Origin of the sequence: Phyllobacterium brassicacearum, assembly GCF_003010955.1 — a bacterium.
Taxonomy (GTDB): domain Bacteria; phylum Pseudomonadota; class Alphaproteobacteria; order Rhizobiales; family Rhizobiaceae; genus Phyllobacterium; species Phyllobacterium brassicacearum.
The window spans coordinates 37,204-55,519 of sequence record NZ_PGGO01000007.1 but is presented as its reverse complement, the minus strand read 5'-3'; the positions used below and the strand labels follow the sequence as shown (position 1 = coordinate 55,519).

Genomic DNA, 18,316 nt, shown 5'->3' with positions numbered 1-18,316 from the left:
ACATAGCTTTTGGGAGATAAAGATGCGCAGATCTGCTCCGACCTATGGTCTCTACGGCGAGAGCAATGCACAGCGTCCGGACTTCTGGCTGCACTGGGAGACGATCGCCTCACGTAGTCAATTGCACAATTGGGAGATCAAACCTCACAAGCATGATGCATTCTTGCAAATTCTGTACCTCCGGGGAGGAACCGGAGACGCTGTGTTCAACGGCGAAGTACATGCGATTCTGCCACCTGTCATGATCGCCATCCCCGCGAAATACGCACACGGGTTCAGATTCTCGAAAGACATGGACGGTGTGGTCATCACCATGGCCGCTTCACGCTTTGGTGCGCTGGGGCGCAGCTTTGTTGATGCGGAAATCGGCAAATGGTTCTCGACGCCACACCTGGTTCTGCTTCATCAGACTGAAGGCGACCGGGGCTTCCTTGCGCAAACCCTTGAAAAGCTCTGTCAGGAGCTCATGCAAGGCGGTCTGTTCCATGCCGATCTGGTAGAAGTTCATTTGCGAACAGCGATGCTGATGGCCGCTCGTATTACAGCGGCCGGGCAGCCAGAATTTAACGCTGGCGTCGAAATAAATGCACGTATGAAAGCATTGGACGCGCTTGTGAACCGGCATTTGCGCGATCATCATCCTGCAGAATTTTACGCAGGTCATCTCGGGATTTCGGTGACCCATCTCAACCGCATCGTCAAGGCAGCAACCGGGCAGAGTACCAATGCCCTGGTGGCAAGCCGCCTGATAGACCAGGCGAAGCGCGATCTGGTCTTCACGACCACTCACATCAAGCAGATTGCCTACGATCTTGGCTTTAACGACCCGGCCTATTTCTCGCGCTTCTTTACCAGGCAAACTGGATCGACACCCCGTCAATATCGTGCCGAGCAGCACGCGAAACTGACCGCGTGATGCCGGGATCTAAACCAGAAGGCTGGTGATCGTGTCGCGCGTCGACTGCATTATTGGAAGATAGCGTTCGATCATCTCATCGATCGTCACCCGCACGGCCTGCGTGCCGACATTGATGGCGGCGACTGTCGTGCCGCGCATGTTGCGGACTGGAATGGCGATCGAGCACAGGCCAATCTCCAGCTCCTGATCGATAACCGCGTAGCCCTGTGCGCGTACGCGCTGCAACTCATCCAGAAGATCTGCGATGGCCGTTTTGGTCGTTAGTGTGTTCGCCGTCCGATTGCTGTTCTCCAGAATGCGTTGTGCTTCATCCTCAGGCATCGCAGCCAGCAGAACCCGCCCCATGGAAGAACAATAGGCCGGGAGGCGGCTGCCAGGGTTGAGATTGATCGACATGACACGCTTGTGCGACGCACGGGCGATGTAGACGATCTCGTTGCCATCAAGCACCGACGCCGAAGCACTTTCACCTGTCTTTTCAGAAAGCTGATCGAGGAATGGCTGCACCAGGCGGGGCAGGGGTGTCGATGAAAGATACGAATGGCCGAGACGGAGTATGCGCGGGGAAAGCGTGAAAAACTTCCCGTCATAATCGGCATAGCCGAGTTCGGACAGCGTCAGAAGGCAACGGCGAGCCGTTGCACGCTCGAGGCCCGTAATCCGTGAAACGTCCGTGATGGAAAGGCGGGAATTGCCGGCATCAAACGCTTCGATGACCGACAGGCCCTTGGCAAAGCCGCTGATGAAGTCCGTTTCTCGCATTGATAAATCCCCAATTTCCGTACACGTTGTGCGATATACGAACAAAAGTCAAATAACGCACAAAATGATTTGACCACGGAATACCCGCGGGACTACGCGTACAGCCAAGCTACCAATAGCAGGGAGAGAGACGTGGCACGCATTTGTACGCTTTCCGAAGCGATTGAAGAGAATGTCCGGGATGGCGATACGCTCGCCATGGAAGGGTTCACCCATTTGATACCCTATGCTGCGGGGCATGAGATCATTCGCCAGGGCCGAAAGGAACTCTTCCTTGTCCGGATGACGCCGGACTTGATCTATGACCAGTTGATTGGTGTTGGCGCCGCACGGGGCATGAAATTTTCCTGGGGCGGCAATCCTGGCGTAGGCTCACTGCACCGGTTTCGTGATGCAGTCGAAAATCAGTGGCCCAGGCCGCTTGAGATCGAGGAGCACTCCCATGCCGCCATGGCGAATGCCTATGAAGCCGGTGCTGCCAACCTGCCTTTCGCAACGCTTCGAGGGTACATCGGCGCGGATCTCGCGAAGGTGAACCCCAATATCAAATCCGTCACATGCCCGTTCACCGGCGAAGTGCTGGCGGCGGTGCCGTCTATCCGCCCCGACGTTTCCATCATTCACGCCCAGCGTGCTGATCGAAAGGGCAACGTTCTTATCGAGGGCATTGCAGGTGTTCAGAAGGAAGCTGTTCTGGCGGCAAAACGCTCTGTCGTAACGGTGGAAGAAATCGTCGACGAACTCGATCCGCCTTCCCCCAATGCGGTGATCCTGCCGACATGGGCAATATCGTCGGTTGTCCATGTGCCGGGTGGCGCTTTCCCGTCCTACGCTCACGGCTATTACCCGCGCTCGAACGCGTTCTATATCGCGTGGGACAAAGTTGCCCGCGACCGCGACAGCTTTACCGCATGGATCAAGGAAAACGTGCTCGCTGGTACGCCAGCGGATTTCGCTCGCCATGTCACCAAACGCGCAGCCAACGCAGCATAGGGAGAAGCGCCATGTCGAGCGAATTCACGCCCACGGAAATGATGACAATCGCGGCCGCCCGCGCCCTTACCAGTGACGACGTATGCTTCGTTGGCATAGGCGCACCCTCAGCCGCTTGCAACGTCGCGCGGCTCACCCATGCTCCGGACATCACCTTAATCTACGAGAGCGGAACGATTGGCACCAAGCCGGATGTCCTGCCGCTTTCGATTGGCGACGGCGAACTCTGTGACACTGCCTTGTGTACCGTTTCCGTGCCCGAGATGTTTCGTTACTGGTTGCAGGGCGGACGCATCACCACCGGATTTCTCGGGGGCGCGCAGATTGATCGTTTTGCCAATCTGAACACCACGGTCGTGGGAGAGTACGACCAGCCGAAGGTTCGTCTGCCGGGCGGCGGTGGGGCGCCGGAAATCGCCAGCAATTGCGGACAGATCTATATCACGATGGCACTTAGCAAGCGTGGTTTCGTCGATCATCTCGACTTTATCACGTCGATGGGACACGGTGAGGGCGGTGACCACCGAAAAAGACTGGGCATGACGACGAAGGGGCCGACACGCGTCATCACCGACATGTGCGTTTTCGAGCCTGATCCTGTAACAAAGGAACTGTCCGTGGGGTCGATCCACAAGGGAGTCTCACGCTCGCAAATCGAGGAGAATTGCGGCTGGCCGGTTCGCTTTTCACCCAATCTGACGGAGACGCCGGTGCCGACGGAAAGAGAAATCTCCGTGTTGCGCGACATCAACGCCCGCACCAAGAAAGCGCATGAGGCTGCCTGATGACTGAAGTCTATATTTGCGACTATATCCGTACCCCAATCGGCCGTTTTGGCGGAGCATTGTCTTCCGTCCGTGCTGATGATCTTGGTGCTATCCCGCTCAGAGCACTGGTGGACCGCAACAGGAATGTTGATTGGGAAGCGATAGACGAAGTTATCTATGGCTGTGCCAACCAGGCCGGCGAAGACAACCGCAATGTTGCAAGGATGGCGCTGCTGCTTGCAGGATTACCGGAAACGGTACCCGGCACGACAATGAACCGCTTGTGCGGCTCAGGCATGGATGCTGTGATCACCGCCGCCCGGGCAATCAAGGCTGGCGAAATCGAACTCGCAATCGCCGGCGGCGTCGAATCCATGTCGCGCGCACCTCTCGTGATGCCGAAGGCGGAAAGTGCGTTTTCCCGCCACGCGGAAATCCATGACACGACCATCGGCTGGCGCTTCGTCAATCCGCTGATGCAGGAGCAATATGGCGTCGACTCGATGCCGGAGACCGGCGAGAATGTCGCGGAGGACTACCATATATCGCGTGCCGATCAGGATGCATTCGCCGTGCGTTCTCAACAGAAGGCCGGGGCTGCAATGGGAAACGGACGCCTGGCCCGTGAAATCACTCCGGTTCGTATTTCTCAGCGCAAGGGTGATCCGATCATCGTCGATCGCGATGAGCATCCGCGACCCGAGACAACCATCGAACAACTCGCCAAACTGCCGACACCTTTCCGCAAAGGCGGTTCCGTTACGGCGGGCAATGCATCGGGTGTGAATGACGGTGCCGCAGCACTCATCATTGCGTCCGAATCAGCTGCCAGGAAACACGACCTGACCCCCATCGCCCGCATTCTCGGCGGCGCAACGGCGGGTGTTCCGCCGCGCGTCATGGGAGTCGGCCCTATTGCCGCAACTCAAAAGCTTTGCGCACGTCTTGGCATCACGCCTGAAGATTTCGGCATCGTCGAACTCAACGAAGCCTTCGCGTCTCAAGGCCTTGCGACCTTACGCGCGCTTGGCATTCCCGAAGACGCCGAATTCGTCAATCCCAACGGCGGCGCCATCGCACTGGGGCATCCGCTTGGCATGAGCGGCGCCCGAATTACCGGTACTGCCGCGCTTGAACTCGGTGTGCGCGGCGCAAGACGGGCTCTTGCCACCATGTGCATTGGTGTGGGGCAGGGAATTGCCATCGGGCTCGAACGGGTATGAAGTCTCGAAGACATTATTGACGATGGGTAATTTCCCCCGTTGATGTTGGTGCGGTCGTCTTGACACTCTAATCTCATCCAGCAATAGTGAAACCGGTTTCACTATTGCTGGATTCCCGCTTGCCGTTTGATGTGACGATACTAGCGCCGCATGTGCCCTTTCTGCTGAAAGGGGCTTTGCTGACGGCTGAGGCCTGCGCGCTCGCGCTTGTTGGCAGCCTCATCATCGGACTGCTCGTTGCCGCGCTGAGAACGTCCTCCTCGCCGCTGCTCTCGCGCGCAGCCTTCGTCTACGTGGACCTGTTCCGTAACATTCCATTCATCGTCCAGCTTTTCTTCTTCTTTTACGGCCTTCCCGAAATTGGCATTTATGTGGATGCATTTACCACCGGCGTCATTGCCCTGTCGATTGCAGGCGGCGCCTTCAGCTCGGATGTCATCCGTTCCGGGATTCTGGCGATCGACACGGGTATCATCGAAGCAGCCGAGGTGAGTGGCCTTTCAAAGCCGGTCATATTTCGCAAGATCGTCATGCCAATCGCGCTCAGGACATCTATCCGGCCACTTGGCTCGGTCTTCATCAACCTCGTGCTGACATCGTCGATCCTCTCGACAATCACCCTGAATGAACTGACCGGGTCGGCAAAGATCGTGGCGTCGGACACGTTCCGGCCGTTCGAGGTATATGCGGTGCTGCTGATCGCCTATGCGAGCTTGACGTATCTGGTATCGCTGGCGATCGGTGTCTTGCATCGGAGGCTTAACCGCGACCGTATGCCGGAGGTCGCCTGATGCGATATACCAGTTTTACGCCGTATGATTTTGTTCTGTTAGCGCAGGGTCTGGGCGTTTCGCTTGCGCTCTTCCTCGCAACAAGTCTCATCGGCCTCGTCATCGGTACGATCTGGGCGGTGATCCGCTTCTATCGCGTACCGGTGCTTACTCCGTTCATCGCCTTCCTTGCTGAGCTTCTCAAGAACTCACCAGTTCTCGTTCAGCTTTTCCTGGTTTTCTTCGGCCTTCCGGCACTTCTGAAAATCAACGTAACACCGGTCGAAGCAGCGGTGATCACACTCTCGGGCAACACGGCCGCGTTCATCTACGTGATCGCCGTTTCGGCCATCGAATCGATTGGCCGGGACCAGATTGAATCGGCGCGCGTGTTCGGGCTGTCGCGCTGGCAGGTGCTGCACCACATCATTGCGCCCCAGGCAATGGCTTTTGCGGTGGGGCCCTTGACCGGTCTTCTGGTGAACCAGCTGCAGGTGACGTCGCTCATATCCGTTATCGGCGTAGTCGACCTGACAAAGATCGGCAACATCCTGAACCTGCGAACCCTCAAGCCCTTCATCGTCTGGACGATCGTCGGTGGTCTCTACTACGTGACGGCCAAGCTCGTCGCCCTTGGCGGTGCAATGCTCGAAAAACGGCTGCGCGCCCACACTGCATGGAAAGGTCTCTGATATGATCCGCGCCCGAGGCGTCCGCAAATCCTTCGGTTCGGCCATCGTGCTTGACGGCATCGATCTCGATGTCGAGAGCGGCGAGGTGGTTTCGATCCTGGGCTCAAGCGGCTCCGGAAAATCGACGCTGATCCGCTGCATGAACGGGTTGGAAAAACTTGACGCCGGCAGCATCACCATTGATGACTTCGATGTTTCAAGACCGAAAGACCTCGCCGAGGCACGAAAGCGTTCTGCCACCGTCTTCCAGCTATTCAACCTCTACCCGCACATGACCGCTGTGCAGAACATCACGCTGGCGCCGATCCAGGTCCTGAAGCGGTCGCGCGCCGAGGCGGAGGCAGCAGCACGAACCCTGCTCGACTCGGTAGGGCTTGGCGCGCGAGCCGACGCCTATCCAGCCCAACTCTCGGGCGGACAGCGTCAGCGCGTCGGGATCTGCCGGGCACTCGCCATGAACCCGCGCTACCTGCTTCTCGACGAAATCACCAGCGCGCTTGATCCCGAGATGACTGCGGAAGTTCTTAATATTCTCGCACAACTGGCGAAGAATGGAACGACGATGGTCTTCGTCACGCATGAGATTGAATTTGCGCGAACGATTTCCTCGCGCATCGTATTCCTCGACAAGGGCCAACTGGTCGTTGATTTGCCAACGGAGGAATTCTTCGCAGCCGATGGCGGCATGGCAAGGCCGCGTATTTCCCAGTTCCTCTCCAAGATGCGCAAAGACTGATCATGATCCTGTTGGCAAATTCTGAAGCCTGGCCCGGCTTCGACAAAACGGTCGAACTGCTGAAGAACAATAGCCACGGCATTGACGCCATGATCGCCGGCATCAGTGAGGTGGAGCGGGAGGTCAAGGTTCGAAGTGTCGGCTATGGCGGCTGGCCAAACATGCTCGGCAAGATGGAGTTCGACGCTGGTGTCATGGATGGGACGACCCGCGACGTCGGCGCGGTTGGCGCGGTTCCGGATACGCTGCCGGTGGCCGCTCTCGCACGCGAAGTGATGCAGCGCCTGCCACATGTCATGCTGACCGGCGAGGGCGCCCGCCGATTTGCCACGGAGATCGGTTTTTCGGTCGATGACACCTTGTACGAAGACAGCCGGAAGGTCTGGTGGAAGCGACTACAGAAAGAGCTGTCGGCGGCCGAGCTTTCGGCTTTTCCCGATATTCCGCTAGCTCCATTGAGCCGGACCATCACGGATCCTGAACGGGTTCGCGACACAACCGTGTTCCTCGCACAGGATTCAGCCAGTGGCATCCATGCTGTTACGTCCACTTCTGGCTGGGCGTGGAAGTACCCCGGCAGGCTTGGCGATTCGCCCATTCCCGGTGCCGGCTTTTATGCGGACAGCCGCTACGGCGCTGCCGCCTGCACCCATACCGGCGAAATGACGATGCGTTGCGGAACGGCACGAAGCATCGTCCTCGCTGTGCGCTTTGGCCATACGCTTCGGGCGGCGGTCGATATGGCCATCGAAGATCTTGCCGAGCTGAAAACGGGGTTTCTCGCCGGCGTCGTCATTCACGCGATTGATGCCGCGGGCAATCACGAGGTTGCAAGTTTCCAGTGCCCTGAAGACATCAAGTACTGGATCTGGGAACCAGGAATGGCCAATCCGCAAAAGCGGATTGCCCGGAAGTATGATCCACTGCTCACAACATAAGGGGAAGTTTATGAAAACGATGATGATCAAATTGGCCGCCCTTGCGCTGACGGCTGCCATGACATTCGCAAGCAGCGCCCATGCCGGAAAGATCGAAGAGATTCGCGATCGCGGCACGGTGCGTATCGGTGTATCACTGGGCGGGGAACCGATCGGGTTCCGCGACGACAAGAACAATCCTGTCGGCTACGATGTGGATGTCGCCACACAGCTGGCACAGAAACTCGGCGTTCCGGTAGAGTTCACCGATGTGTCCGGTGATGCCCGCATCTCGATGCTCGTGTCCGGCCAGCTCGACATCGTGGTCGCCAACACATCGGCGACGCTCGAACGCGCCAAGACAGTGGATTTCTCGATTCCCTACAATCGTGCTGGCTTGCGCGTCATCGTGCAAAAGGATGCCGGCATCGCAGATCTTAAGGACCTTGCAGGCAAGAAAGTCGTTGTCGGTCGTGGAACAACTGGAGAGAGCTTCATCAAGAAAACCGTGCCGGATGCCGAGCTGGTGTATACCGATACCTTTTCCCCCGACGGCGTGTTGTTGCTACAACAAAAACGGGCAGATGCAGCTATCGAGGATTCCTCGCTCCTTGATTATCTCGCCACCAAGAATGATAATCTCGTAACCCTGTCGGGGCTCTATTCGAATGATCCGATTGGCATTGCTGTTGCCAAGGGGGACCCGGAATTGGTTCGCTGGCTCGACATGTTCGTTTCAGATTACATCCAGTCCGGCGCCTATGAGGCCAACTACAAGAAGTGGTGGGGCGAAAAGTCCAATCCGCCGGCACTTACGCCTCTCTGGTAAGATGGAAAAGGCCGGGGCCATGCGGCCCCCGGCCTTTTATCAGGAACTCGACCGGGCGACGAAATACGTCGGGACTTGGACCAATATGCCGCCTGACTGGAAACGGTCTGGCGCCGTAAGGAACCCCAAAATTTCTTTGATATAGACCGTCTTGTCATAGCCGATCGAGGAAATCGGGTAGGCCTCATATTCCGCCAGTGTGACATCGTCGAAACCGTAGAGCCGAAACTCTCTCGCCCTGTTTTCAGAAAACGCATCCCTGTGAACATCAAGCACACCCATTGCCATTGCGTCTGACGTACAAAACACCGCGTCTGCCTTCTGCCATGCCGGAGATGCAGCGAGCGCTCGCCCGCTTTGATAGGAGTAATCCCCTCGCAACTCCGCCACCAATTCGATCCCGTGACGCCGTATCTCTGATTTATAATGCCCGATCCGGGCTTGCTCGACAGGCGAGGCCGATCGTCCTGTTACAAGCATCGCTGTTCGCACGTCCTTTCCTGCGGCGTCGGCAACTGCCGCCGCGATCCCGGTCAGTTCGTCTGGAATGATCGCGGGAGCACCTTCGTCGCGCATGCCATTCAACATCAATACCCGGTCGTTGCGAAACATCTTGCGCACTGTTGCCGCGTCGGCAAAATCGGAAAACACCAGGGCGGCATCGACATGGTAGGCGATGCCATTGCGCAGGAATTCTTCTATTCTCTCGGCAGATCCGACGCGCACGAAGATAACCTGCTTGCCGATCGACTGGATTTCGCTGATCAAGAGATCGAAAAGATCGAGATCGGATAGATCATGAATATGGTTGACGACCACAGCAACCAGATTAACTGTCTTGGTCGTGAGGCTTCGCGCCAGAAGGTTGGGTTTGTAGCCCAGTTGGTGTGCAGCCTGCAGGACGCGTTCACGTTTGTCTGCAGAGACGGGTCTTGGCTCGCTCGAAAGCGCGCGTGACGCTATCGCCCGGGAAACGCCTGCAAGCTCGGCTACATCGGCTATCGTGGGCTGATCATCGCTCTTGCGCGGTGCCATCATGTCGTCCTTCAACGGTCGACGTTACATGCTTTCCGAGCCGAGCGCGCACGGGCATGGGGCGACCAGCCCCATGCTTACCTGCTTCGCCACACTACGTTCAACGATAAAGTATGAGCAATTGCTATTCCGGCTTTACCCCGGAAGTCTGGCGGGTTTCCTGGGCACGCAAGCGCGCAAGCGTCTTGCTCGCCCATTCCCAGTCTGGCGCAAGTTCGGTACTTCTGAGAGCGGCTTCGATCGCCTTCTCGCGCGACCCATTAATCTCGTGCAGCTGAGACCGCAGAATGTAGACCTCCGCTCTCTGCCGCGCGTGGAAAAGAGTTTCGAGAAGCCGGTCCGTCGCCACCAATCCCTGTTCCGGGTTGGTCTTGCTATGCACACGAAGGTTGGCAAGCTTCAGAAGCGGCCATGTCCAATCAGGTTTGGCATCGGCCGCATGCACGAAAGCCTCGGCGGCTTCCTCGGTATCGTTCAACGCCTCATAGCAACGGCCGAGCAATTGCCACGCGTCTGAGGAATCCGGGCGGCGGTCGAGATATTCTTTTATGCAATCGATGCAAGGCGCATATTTCTGCTGTCGGTACAGCACCTGTGCCAACTGATAATTCCACCAATCGACGCCGGCATCGAGTTCAATCGCTTTGCGCAATTCAACCTCGGCCTTATCAGCCCGTTCCAGCCGCATCAAAGTCAAGGCGAGCTGGTGTCGTGCACGGGCATTCCAAGGTTCTGCCTTGACAGCGCGTTCGGCAAAGAGCCGTGCCTCGTCGAGCCGCTCACCCAGCCGAGCAAGCTCCACTGAAATCATATGGTGCGCTTCGGGGTTGTTGGGATGATGCTTTTTCAGATCGGCGATGAGGGCAGGGCGGATTGACTTGCCCTCATGCGCCGACAATATCGCATCATAAACCGGGCGCACGGGGAATAAGTCAAGATCGACCGATCCGGTTTGAGATTTCACATGCGCCAGATCGTCCTTCGACAGGAGCTTCAACTTGGTGCGAACCACCGACGCATAGCTGAATGTCGGCGTATCCACTGGCGGGTCGATCAGGAACCGTTCGACGAACTCCGAGAGCACGACGTCCGGCCGGTATGCCTCGATCAATTCCCGATCGAACGTTTTGCCATAGACATAGACCAGCGTGCTGAAGCTTTCTTTCAGGAAGGGCAGCAGGTTGCCACCAAATGAATCACCGAACATGACACAGCGCGGCAGGGTTGCATCCTTATTGACAAAAACCCTGATCCTTCCCCGGTTTGGTATGCGATTATCGAAGTCAAGTTTACCAGCTGCATGTTCGATCCGGGCCGATAGCGTGGGAGCCGATACCGGCGGTTCAAACTTGATGCCGAGATCGCCGACATAAGGAACCTCTTCGAAGCTCAGGCGTGAGCCCTCGACTCGCAATGGCTCGATTCCGCAGTCCGACAAGGCGTTGCAGAAAGCCAGGTATCCGATGTACGCGCCAAAGCCGCTCCAATGGGTATCGGTTTTCGGATAGGTCAGGCCATGGGCCTTCCCCGCCCGAATTTCATCGAGAGGATAGATGACCTTGCTTGCGCGTGAGGGGCCAAGTGCAGCCATGATCTGATGGATGGGGCGTTGCTCAGCAATCTCCACCCAGTCTGGAAGCTGTTCGGAATAGACAAGTTCCTTGTTGGGGGCGACGAACATCAAATGCTGCGCTCCGGTAGAGGCCACATATGCATCGCGTTCGGCGATCAGACTACGCCAGGATTCAATGCCCCGCGAATCCAGGACATGGCGGCCCGTGATCTGGTCGATAACCCGGTTAGAGTCATGATCCAGGAATATCCATCCATTCTTGCCAAGCAGATATTTTTTGCTTTTGTCAGCGCGTGATGTCGAAACGAATTCATCGTTCATGAACACCTCCAAATTGGCACGTTTTGCCATTCCGTATTTTGAAAGACACGAATGTTGCGAATGGAGGTTGCCGCCCCATTCACATCTCCATCATCTTTCCCCGCGAAAGAAGCTACCGCATTGCTAAAAAGCAACTGAGCTGGTGTGTGAGCGAACGTGTTCGCAACTTCGTAAATTTTCTTGTCATCGAAGAAGAATTGGAACTGATCTTGGCTCCACAGCATGCCATAGCGATGGTACGCATCGGCCAGACGTGTCCGCCGCGGTCGATAAGTCTTCGAGAAAACCTCCCGGTCAGGGAGCCAGCGCCGGGCCGTGACCTGAACGACATTCGGGTACTTTGCTTCGATCACATCAAGTTCAAAACGTGTGTCGCCTTCTGTCTCGCGAGCGGACGTCAGCCAGAAAGCGTTGTTAACACCCGGTTCGTTAGCGATCTGCATCTCACATTCGAAATATCCATAGCACTGCCGAAAATCCCGCGTCCGGACATAGCCACCCGTAAATGGCCGCTTTCCGTTAGTATCGCGCGTATTACGCCCGAGCTTGAGTGACAGGCCTCCACCCGATATAGCAACGTTTCCCGGCAGGCGGACAGACTTGGTCTCTCCGCCGCTGTCATTCACCCTCAGCCAGCGCTGATCAAAACCCGCATTGTCGGTGAAATCATCGTTAAACGACAATTGCCATTTACCATCCGCGCCCTTGAGAGGCGCGGGGAGATCCGAGCAAAGTGCGCGTGCAAGACCTGGCCGCGCGAGCAACCCAGCCGACGCTATTCCGAAACCGGCAAGTCCCAGAAATGAACGCCGACTGAATCGCAAGGGCTGTGTCATACGGCGACCTTTGCCGGGGCCTCCTGCTTGGTGTTCAGGCCGCGCAATGTGGTTTCAAGGTTCCATGCACGATTACGCAGCGTCTCAACTTCTCCGGTCATGAAATCGATCTCGCTACGGAACCAGGCCACGGCTTCGTGGATGTTGTGCGGTACCTGGACCAGATTGGGCGTGGAAAGAGGCTTGTCTGCCGGTGCGGCAACAGGCTTGGGCAATACGTGATTGAGCTTGTTTTCCGTCAGGAAGCGATGGTACTCGGCGAAATTGGCCCTGTAGATGTGCTGAACTTTCGAGAAATCGGCACGCTCGAGCAACTTCTCAAGATTGATCGGCAGATAATCCTCGATCTCAATCGACGGGATGGCGAAGAGCGACGCCAGTTCCCGAATACGAGAATCATAGGTGAAGAAAATTGCCGGGATTCCCTGATGCAGGGCGATGACGTTGCCATGCAGCCGGAAGCCGACCATCACATCCACATTGGCCGCCGCATCAGCCGCCCACTCCTCGATATCGAAGAAGGCGCTCATACGGTTGTTGAGCATCTCCTCGGCCTCGGTGTGGCCAAGCAGATTGAACTTGGTCAGGATCGCCTTGATGTTGTCCTGCTTCTCCTTGCCCGTGGAGAAGATTGCGAGTGTCTCCTCGCGCTCACCCTGCGAATAGAGCTTGCTTGAAGGGCGCTTGGCCACCGCGTCGATCAATGCACGCTGCATGCGATTGGTCTTCGTCGCATTGCTGGCGTAATCGGCGGAAAGATATTTATTGAGTGTAAGGCCGATACGAGCCTGCGCCGGGTCGATTGACTTGATGGTGATCGAAGGACGCAGCGAACGGTAAAAGCTCGGGCAACCGATGACCCGCACATTTTTGATGCCGAGGTCATTGAAAATTTCCGCGCTGTAGAAACCACGCACGCCAATTGTCTCGCACTTGTCCGCGATGATTTTCCAGGCCTCTACCGTTCCTTTAGGAACATTGAGTTTCTTGTACTTGCCGGCCTGCGCGCCAACACCGATCGCAACGACCGGACCTTTCAATTTCTTGAGCAAAGGCACTACGTGGGCCAAATCGACGGTTTCCGTCAGATAATTCGACCCGCGAACGACGGTCGCATCATAGGTCCCATCCTGGGGCCAGAGCTTCTCATTAGCCGCATGCGAGAACTGCACGTTGCGGATGTCGTCGTAGGCAAGCGCCTTGAGCGTGGCATCATAGACGAGAACGTCGCCTGTATTGATGCCACCCTTGTTGAAGGCCGCGAGCGGATCCTCAAACTTCAAATAGGCGGATTTGTTGCCAGGCTTTACGGCAGCACCACCATTAAGAACAAAAAGTTTTTTCATCGCTAGTCCCTCAAATTATTCATGTTGACTGATCCGGCAGCGGCTATCTGCAGCGGCCTTATTTCGGAAATATCGTCGCGCTCCCTCGGTCCCGGCTCGCGCAACAGACGCTCGATTGCGGGTGGCCGGTCCGGCGAAGTTGGGGAGGCTGTTTGTTCCACGAGCTTCAAGCCCGGGGCTTGGGAGCGCGTGGCAAGACGGTCTGGGAACCACGCCATCAACTGCTGTACCAGCGGCTCGACGCTTCGATCCCAAGCGAGTGACGCGCCGCGTTCTGCCGCGGCTTCCGACAGGCGGCCAAGTGCAGCCGGATCTTCGGCCAATGCCGCGATCATCTCGGTCATTTCGCTGATGATGACATTGTCGTCAGTCGATTCGATCAAGAGCCCGTCGACACCATGTTCGATGAGTTCGCCAACCGCGCCGACGGCTGTTGCGACCGGCACACAGCCGAGCCGTTGCGCTTCGATGATGGTCAATGGCGCACCTTCCCAACGCGATGGCAGCACCACCACATCGGCCCAGGCAAAAGCTTTGTTCAAATGGCGGCTGGAGTACACCGGCGCATCCACATGTACGTCGATTTCGGCAAATCGTTCCTTCCACGATCCGCCAGCTCCCGAATCCATGACGTCGCTGCCAATGATCTTCCACTCGATCGGCACAAAACGTTGCTGCAAATCGCGAACGGTAGCGTACAGACGTTCGATACCTTTCTGCGCGTCGAGACGGCCCAGGAAGAGGACGTTAAGCTTATCCTTTTGGGGTTTGCTGCGCCGGGCGGCCAGCAGAGCATCCCGTTCCTTCGGGGCCAACACATAGCTGGCGGCGTTCTGGATATGCATGAGCTTGGCGGATGGCACACCCATTGCGTGCAGCCATTCCGCCATATCGTTGGAACAGGTCAGGATGGTGTCATAAACATGCTCGAAGGCGAGCGACAGATAGGGATGTCCGGCATCTCGTCCCATTTTCGACTTGTCGAGCACATGGACGTAGTTCAGTACCTTGATGCCGCGGCGGCGCAGATCTCCGAGTACGGCGTTCACCGGCGCGACATGATTGTTGATCACAACATCGAGCCCGGCAAGGAAGCCCATGATCTGCTCAGCTCTTGCAGCCTCATCATGGCCCATCATCAGGTCATGACCAGCAAACTGGTGCGGGCCGCCCCAAAGGGGATAGTCGTCCGCGAGGAAATTAATCGTCTTGAACACCCCGTCATTCTCAGGAACCCGGTTATAAACCGGTTTTCCGAGCAGAAAGAGGTGTACTTCGCAGCCTGCATTCTTGAGCGCATGAGCCACTGCGTAGGCGACTTTTTCAACACCACCGAAGCTCGCGATCGGGAGGAGGAAGCCGACCCGGAGTGGGTTCGATGTTTGTGGCAGCCGCGGCATGACGGGCTTTGCTCCGACAGCATGCCGCAGCAATTCGAAATACCGGCTGCGATTTGGAAAATAAACCGACCGCCAGATCCATCGATTCCTGGATTGCGACCGATATCCGGAATCACGCAATGCACCCAGCGTAGCGAGAAGCGCATTCGTCGGTGACAGAGCGGTACTCTGCATCTCCCGTGCAGTGAAGGGTCCGCTGACGACGATCTCTACCACATCGGGAGAGGGTACCGGCTTGTGCAGCGAGCGTGCCCAATCGTCGGACGCGTCATCGGCGCAGGTCGAAAAGATATCGGACGTACACATCCAGCCAAACGGTTTGTCGGCGAGCGGTTCCGCTTCGCTGATCTTGCGGATATCGAGCCCGATCTTTGAATTGCTCCGCTCAAAACGAATGGCCACAAAATGATGCTTCTGAGCAAACTTCTCGCCAAGCCAGAGCAGATTGTGGATCAGACCCAGCCGCGTCAAGGCATCGCGGTGAGCTGCCGTCATCCATAGCAGGAAGGGTGGGACGCCAAAGGTTTCCGGTTCCGCCTTGGCTGCCCAAAAGCGCGTTACGAAATCCTCCAGGCTGCATTTGGCGTGCTCGACAGTAGGATCAGTAAACAAATCAACAGCATAAGTGCCCATGCCTATTGCGGCGTATCGGGGGGCTTCCTGGTGCTCCCAATCGAGCAGGGTTTCGGTAGCGAAAAGCTTCTTATGCTTCTGGCGGATATAGGTCAGAATGCCTTCACGGGTCCGGTTTGAATCCCGAAGCATGCTCTCGGCACGTTGGCGATACTCGAACCCGAAGAACGGATAATTTGCACCCAGGAAGCCGCGTCCGATCGCCTGGAGCCAAAATTCCCAGTCTTCAAATCCCGACTTCATGCTCTCGTCGAAGCGAATACCCGCATCAAGCATACGTCGCGATACCAGGCTACCCGCCTCACAAATATTATCGAAGGTCAGGTGCAAGAGACGCGAATATTGCGTTGTATAGTTCCCGTTCCATTCGATGCCGAACTTGTCGATGTTCGGGTAGATCCAGTCGACTTTGTCGTCCGATTTCATGAACTCGAGAATGTCGCGGATTGCCGTCGATGTGATGCGGTTGTCCGCATCCAGGAAATAGACGGCCTCAAGATCCGGGAAATTGCGCAAGGCGAAATCGATCCCGTAGTTGCGCGCCGAACTCAATCCGCCATTGGCCTTGCGCAGATAGAAAACGCTTTGATGGGCTAGCGCGTAGGTTCGCCCGACTTCGCCTGTTTCCGGAAACGGGCACCCGTCATCAACAATGACAACGGCAATATCGAAAGGCGCCTCCTGAGCCAACGCGGATTCAATGGCCTCAGCGAGCAGCACTGAATGCTTGTAGGCCGGAATGAGCACTGCAACCTTCGGAGAAACCGAACGTTCAACGTCATCCTCAGACGGCGGCGGCGCGACCTGTTCGAGATGTTTGACTTGGTCCAGCATGAGACGTTACCCGTTGACCATGAGGCTGATGTCGCGGAATTTGGCCCAGGCGAAACTGTTGTCACCCGGATTTTTCATCCGAGTCGCAAAATAGATATTCTGCCAGACGCCAACCTGTTCCGTGATGAAGGCGTTAAGACGCGGTTCCTCGCCATGAGAAACGCTTGTCCAACCAGAGAATGCCTCGCCTGCGCCTGCAGGGCGCGCTTCGCTGAAGAGTTGCCGGGCACTATCGAGGTCACCTGCAATGACAAGTGCGAAATCGACATCCTGGGACTCATCGTTGTCGATGATCGCAGTTGATGAGATGCGCAGAATCTTGGGCGGGCATGCAGCTGGAAGCCGGCCGATCGTGATACCGGTCGCCGGGGGATGACAACCGATGGCCCTTTCCTCCGGTAATGGCAGGATTGCAGCGAACTCGAACGAAATTTCCTCTGTATTGGCCAACGCTGCGAGGTCAAGAATGCCTATCGCTATCGGCATCTCCCGGAATCCGCCATCGCTTGTCTGGCGAGATTGAGACGGCAAATAGTTCGCCCAACTCGGAAGCAGCACACCGGGCATGCCGCACCAGACCTGCAGCGCTAAACTGTTCTTCAACAACGGCGTGTTGTTCGCTGCATCCTGGACCTGGAACATCTCCAGAGGCTGGAGCCCGCCAAGCGAGAGCAGGGGCATTTCATCGTCCACACCCTCGATGTGCAGTTGCAGGCTCAACGTCCGCCGGAGACCGGCAAGCGTGCGCGACAAACCCAGATAGTTCCATCCCTGATGAAGCCGCGAAAGTGGAACAACCCAGCTTTCAACGACCTGTCTGTCCTCAAGTGTCACCAGTTGAGCGTGGAGCGTGGCGTCATCACGGCGGGCCAAGCGTTCAAAATGGATTGCAATCGCGCTCACCCCTGCACTGGCAACGGGAAGAATTTGTGAGACACCCTCGAAAGAAGCGTCAGCCAGCACATTGGAGCGCGACGAACTGCTGACGGGCTCGTTCGAGAAAGCCAGGTCAAACGGCTGCAAACCCTGTCTGTCGACAAAGCTTTCGATCGTAGCAAAACGGTTTTGCAGGTTGTCATTCAAGGTTCGCAGGGCGAGTAGTTCGCGATTTGACTGAACGATTTTCCGGGCGTCGGACACTAATAAGCCGGCAAGCTTCTGGATAATGACCGCTGTCGTTGCGACCTCCTTGCCTGCTTGCCACTCAAGGACTGGCGGCTCATCCACGACGCCCCGATCACGCAACCAGTCGAGAAGACGCTTTTCGCGGCCCCGATGCGCGGGATTGATGATAATGGCGAGCGTGCATAACGGTGCTTCGTGAAGTTCGAATTTTTTGCCAGAGTTATCGGACAGCATAGCGGCATCGTCCTTGACACCTTCGAAACCCAATATCTTGACCGCTTTCGACAGGTCCTGAGGAAGTTCATCATGGTCTATTCCCATGCGAAGCAGGACCGGTTCCTTCAATAGATCAATTTCTCTTAGAGATTTCGCAGCTGGTGAGAGCTTATACGAAGTCTGAACCGTCATTTCCTACATCCCTGCCCAATCCATTGGTGCCAAACCGCATTTCTATCCAAATATAATGGCGACTTCATGAAGCTTGTCAAACAATTATATTGCAGTGCAATAGAAAAACATTTTGACCATTTGATGATATTCTATTCAGAATATGGTTTTATTCTTGATACAACTTAAAAATAGTTTACGTGTAATTTACTTCAATA

Annotated in this window: 16 protein-coding genes; 9 read left to right on the top strand and 7 right to left on the bottom strand. The window is 56.4% G+C overall.

Annotated features, from left to right (window positions below):
• The first annotated feature begins 22 nt into the window (after nt 1-22).
• Nucleotides 23-916, top strand: coding sequence for a helix-turn-helix domain-containing protein (locus CU102_RS10815; RefSeq protein WP_106711112.1), 894 nt, complete (start codon nt 23-25; stop codon nt 914-916).
• Between the two features lie 9 nt (nt 917-925).
• Here CU102_RS10815 and CU102_RS10810 read toward each other — a convergent pair whose 3' ends face one another.
• Nucleotides 926-1,681 (bottom strand): IclR family transcriptional regulator, encoded by a 756-nt coding sequence (locus tag CU102_RS10810; protein WP_106711111.1) that lies wholly within the window; start codon nt 1,679-1,681, stop codon nt 926-928.
• Between the two features lie 132 nt (nt 1,682-1,813).
• Here CU102_RS10810 and CU102_RS10805 point away from each other — a divergent pair, with 132 nt between their 5' ends.
• The 8 genes from CU102_RS10805 (at nt 1,814) to CU102_RS10770 (ending at nt 8,608) form a co-directional block, all read left to right on the top strand.
• Complete coding sequence (locus tag CU102_RS10805) at nt 1,814-2,674, top strand: CoA transferase subunit A (RefSeq protein ID WP_106711110.1); 861 nt, start codon at nt 1,814-1,816, stop codon at nt 2,672-2,674.
• An 11-nt stretch (nt 2,675-2,685) separates the two neighbouring features.
• Nucleotides 2,686-3,459: a CoA-transferase subunit beta gene (locus tag CU102_RS10800; protein ID WP_106711109.1), complete on the top strand. Its 774-nt coding sequence runs from the start codon at nt 2,686-2,688 to the stop codon at nt 3,457-3,459.
• On the top strand, nt 3,459-4,664 hold the full coding sequence (gene pcaF, locus CU102_RS10795; RefSeq protein WP_106711108.1) for a 3-oxoadipyl-CoA thiolase: 1,206 nt from the start codon (nt 3,459-3,461) through the stop codon (nt 4,662-4,664). The genes CU102_RS10800 and pcaF overlap by 1 nt, the downstream gene beginning before the upstream one ends.
• Before the next feature lie 119 nt (nt 4,665-4,783).
• Nucleotides 4,784-5,455 (top strand): amino acid ABC transporter permease, encoded by a 672-nt coding sequence (locus tag CU102_RS10790; RefSeq protein ID WP_106711304.1) that lies wholly within the window; start codon nt 4,784-4,786, stop codon nt 5,453-5,455.
• On the top strand, nt 5,455-6,126 hold the full coding sequence (locus tag CU102_RS10785) for an amino acid ABC transporter permease (RefSeq protein ID WP_106711107.1): 672 nt from the start codon (nt 5,455-5,457) through the stop codon (nt 6,124-6,126). The genes CU102_RS10790 and CU102_RS10785 overlap by 1 nt, the downstream gene beginning before the upstream one ends.
• 1 nt (nt 6,127) lies before the next feature.
• Complete coding sequence (locus tag CU102_RS10780; RefSeq protein WP_106711106.1) at nt 6,128-6,862, top strand: amino acid ABC transporter ATP-binding protein; 735 nt, start codon at nt 6,128-6,130, stop codon at nt 6,860-6,862.
• 2 nt (nt 6,863-6,864) lie between these two features.
• Nucleotides 6,865-7,800: an isoaspartyl peptidase/L-asparaginase gene (locus CU102_RS10775; RefSeq protein WP_106711105.1), complete on the top strand. Its 936-nt coding sequence runs from the start codon at nt 6,865-6,867 to the stop codon at nt 7,798-7,800.
• Nucleotides 7,801-7,810: 10 nt separating this feature from the next.
• A complete protein-coding gene (locus tag CU102_RS10770) occupies nt 7,811-8,608 on the top strand; it encodes a transporter substrate-binding domain-containing protein (protein ID WP_106711104.1) in 798 nt (265 codons plus the stop codon).
• 39 nt (nt 8,609-8,647) lie between these two features.
• Here the strand turns inward: CU102_RS10770 and CU102_RS10765 are convergent, their stop codons facing one another.
• The 6 genes from CU102_RS10765 to CU102_RS10740 all read right to left on the bottom strand — a co-directional run bounded on the left by CU102_RS10765 (nt 8,648) and on the right by CU102_RS10740 (nt 18,119).
• A complete protein-coding gene (locus tag CU102_RS10765) occupies nt 8,648-9,646 on the bottom strand; it encodes a LacI family DNA-binding transcriptional regulator (protein ID WP_106711103.1) in 999 nt (332 codons plus the stop codon).
• A 121-nt stretch (nt 9,647-9,767) separates the two neighbouring features.
• Nucleotides 9,768-11,537: a CDC27 family protein gene (locus CU102_RS10760; protein ID WP_166648373.1), complete on the bottom strand. Its 1,770-nt coding sequence runs from the start codon at nt 11,535-11,537 to the stop codon at nt 9,768-9,770.
• Nucleotides 11,534-12,373 carry a glycoside hydrolase family 16 protein gene (locus CU102_RS10755; protein ID WP_106711101.1) on the bottom strand — a complete coding sequence of 280 codons (840 nt, stop codon included), beginning with the start codon at nt 12,371-12,373 and terminating at the stop codon, nt 11,534-11,536. The genes CU102_RS10760 and CU102_RS10755 overlap by 4 nt, the downstream gene beginning before the upstream one ends.
• Entirely contained in the window at nt 12,370-13,719 is a 1,350-nt protein-coding gene (locus tag CU102_RS10750; RefSeq protein ID WP_106711100.1) for a polysaccharide pyruvyl transferase family protein, read from the bottom strand. The genes CU102_RS10755 and CU102_RS10750 overlap by 4 nt, the downstream gene beginning before the upstream one ends.
• 2 nt (nt 13,720-13,721) lie before the next feature.
• Nucleotides 13,722-16,586 carry a glycosyltransferase gene (locus tag CU102_RS10745; RefSeq protein ID WP_106711099.1) on the bottom strand — a complete coding sequence of 955 codons (2,865 nt, stop codon included), beginning with the start codon at nt 16,584-16,586 and terminating at the stop codon, nt 13,722-13,724.
• Nucleotides 16,587-16,592: 6 nt separating this feature from the next.
• Nucleotides 16,593-18,119 carry a DUF6212 domain-containing protein gene (locus CU102_RS10740; protein WP_106711098.1) on the bottom strand — a complete coding sequence of 509 codons (1,527 nt, stop codon included), beginning with the start codon at nt 18,117-18,119 and terminating at the stop codon, nt 16,593-16,595.
• Nucleotides 18,120-18,316: the final 197 nt, after the last annotated feature.

Bases quoted from the DNA above. Each gene is read 5' to 3' on its own strand.
- CU102_RS10815 (WP_106711112.1), top strand. From the start codon at position 23: ATGCGCAGATCTGCTCCGACCTATGGTCTCTACGGCGAGAGCAATGCA.
- CU102_RS10775 (WP_106711105.1), top strand. From the start codon at position 6,865: ATGATCCTGTTGGCAAATTCTGAAGCCTGGCCCGGCTTCGACAAAACG.
- CU102_RS10750 (WP_106711100.1), bottom strand. From the start codon at position 13,719: ATGAAAAAACTTTTTGTTCTTAATGGTGGTGCTGCCGTAAAGCCTGGC.
- CU102_RS10740 (WP_106711098.1), bottom strand. From the start codon at position 18,119: ATGACGGTTCAGACTTCGTATAAGCTCTCACCAGCTGCGAAATCTCTA.
- pcaF (WP_106711108.1), top strand. From the start codon at position 3,459: ATGACTGAAGTCTATATTTGCGACTATATCCGTACCCCAATCGGCCGT.
- CU102_RS10745 (WP_106711099.1), bottom strand. From the start codon at position 16,586: ATGCTGGACCAAGTCAAACATCTCGAACAGGTCGCGCCGCCGCCGTCT.
- CU102_RS10760 (WP_166648373.1), bottom strand. From the start codon at position 11,537: ATGAACGATGAATTCGTTTCGACATCACGCGCTGACAAAAGCAAAAAA.
- CU102_RS10810 (WP_106711111.1), bottom strand. From the start codon at position 1,681: ATGCGAGAAACGGACTTCATCAGCGGCTTTGCCAAGGGCCTGTCGGTC.
- CU102_RS10800 (WP_106711109.1), top strand. From the start codon at position 2,686: ATGTCGAGCGAATTCACGCCCACGGAAATGATGACAATCGCGGCCGCC.
- CU102_RS10785 (WP_106711107.1), top strand. From the start codon at position 5,455: ATGCGATATACCAGTTTTACGCCGTATGATTTTGTTCTGTTAGCGCAG.
- CU102_RS10755 (WP_106711101.1), bottom strand. From the start codon at position 12,373: ATGACACAGCCCTTGCGATTCAGTCGGCGTTCATTTCTGGGACTTGCC.
- CU102_RS10770 (WP_106711104.1), top strand. From the start codon at position 7,811: ATGAAAACGATGATGATCAAATTGGCCGCCCTTGCGCTGACGGCTGCC.
- CU102_RS10780 (WP_106711106.1), top strand. From the start codon at position 6,128: ATGATCCGCGCCCGAGGCGTCCGCAAATCCTTCGGTTCGGCCATCGTG.
- CU102_RS10765 (WP_106711103.1), bottom strand. From the start codon at position 9,646: ATGATGGCACCGCGCAAGAGCGATGATCAGCCCACGATAGCCGATGTA.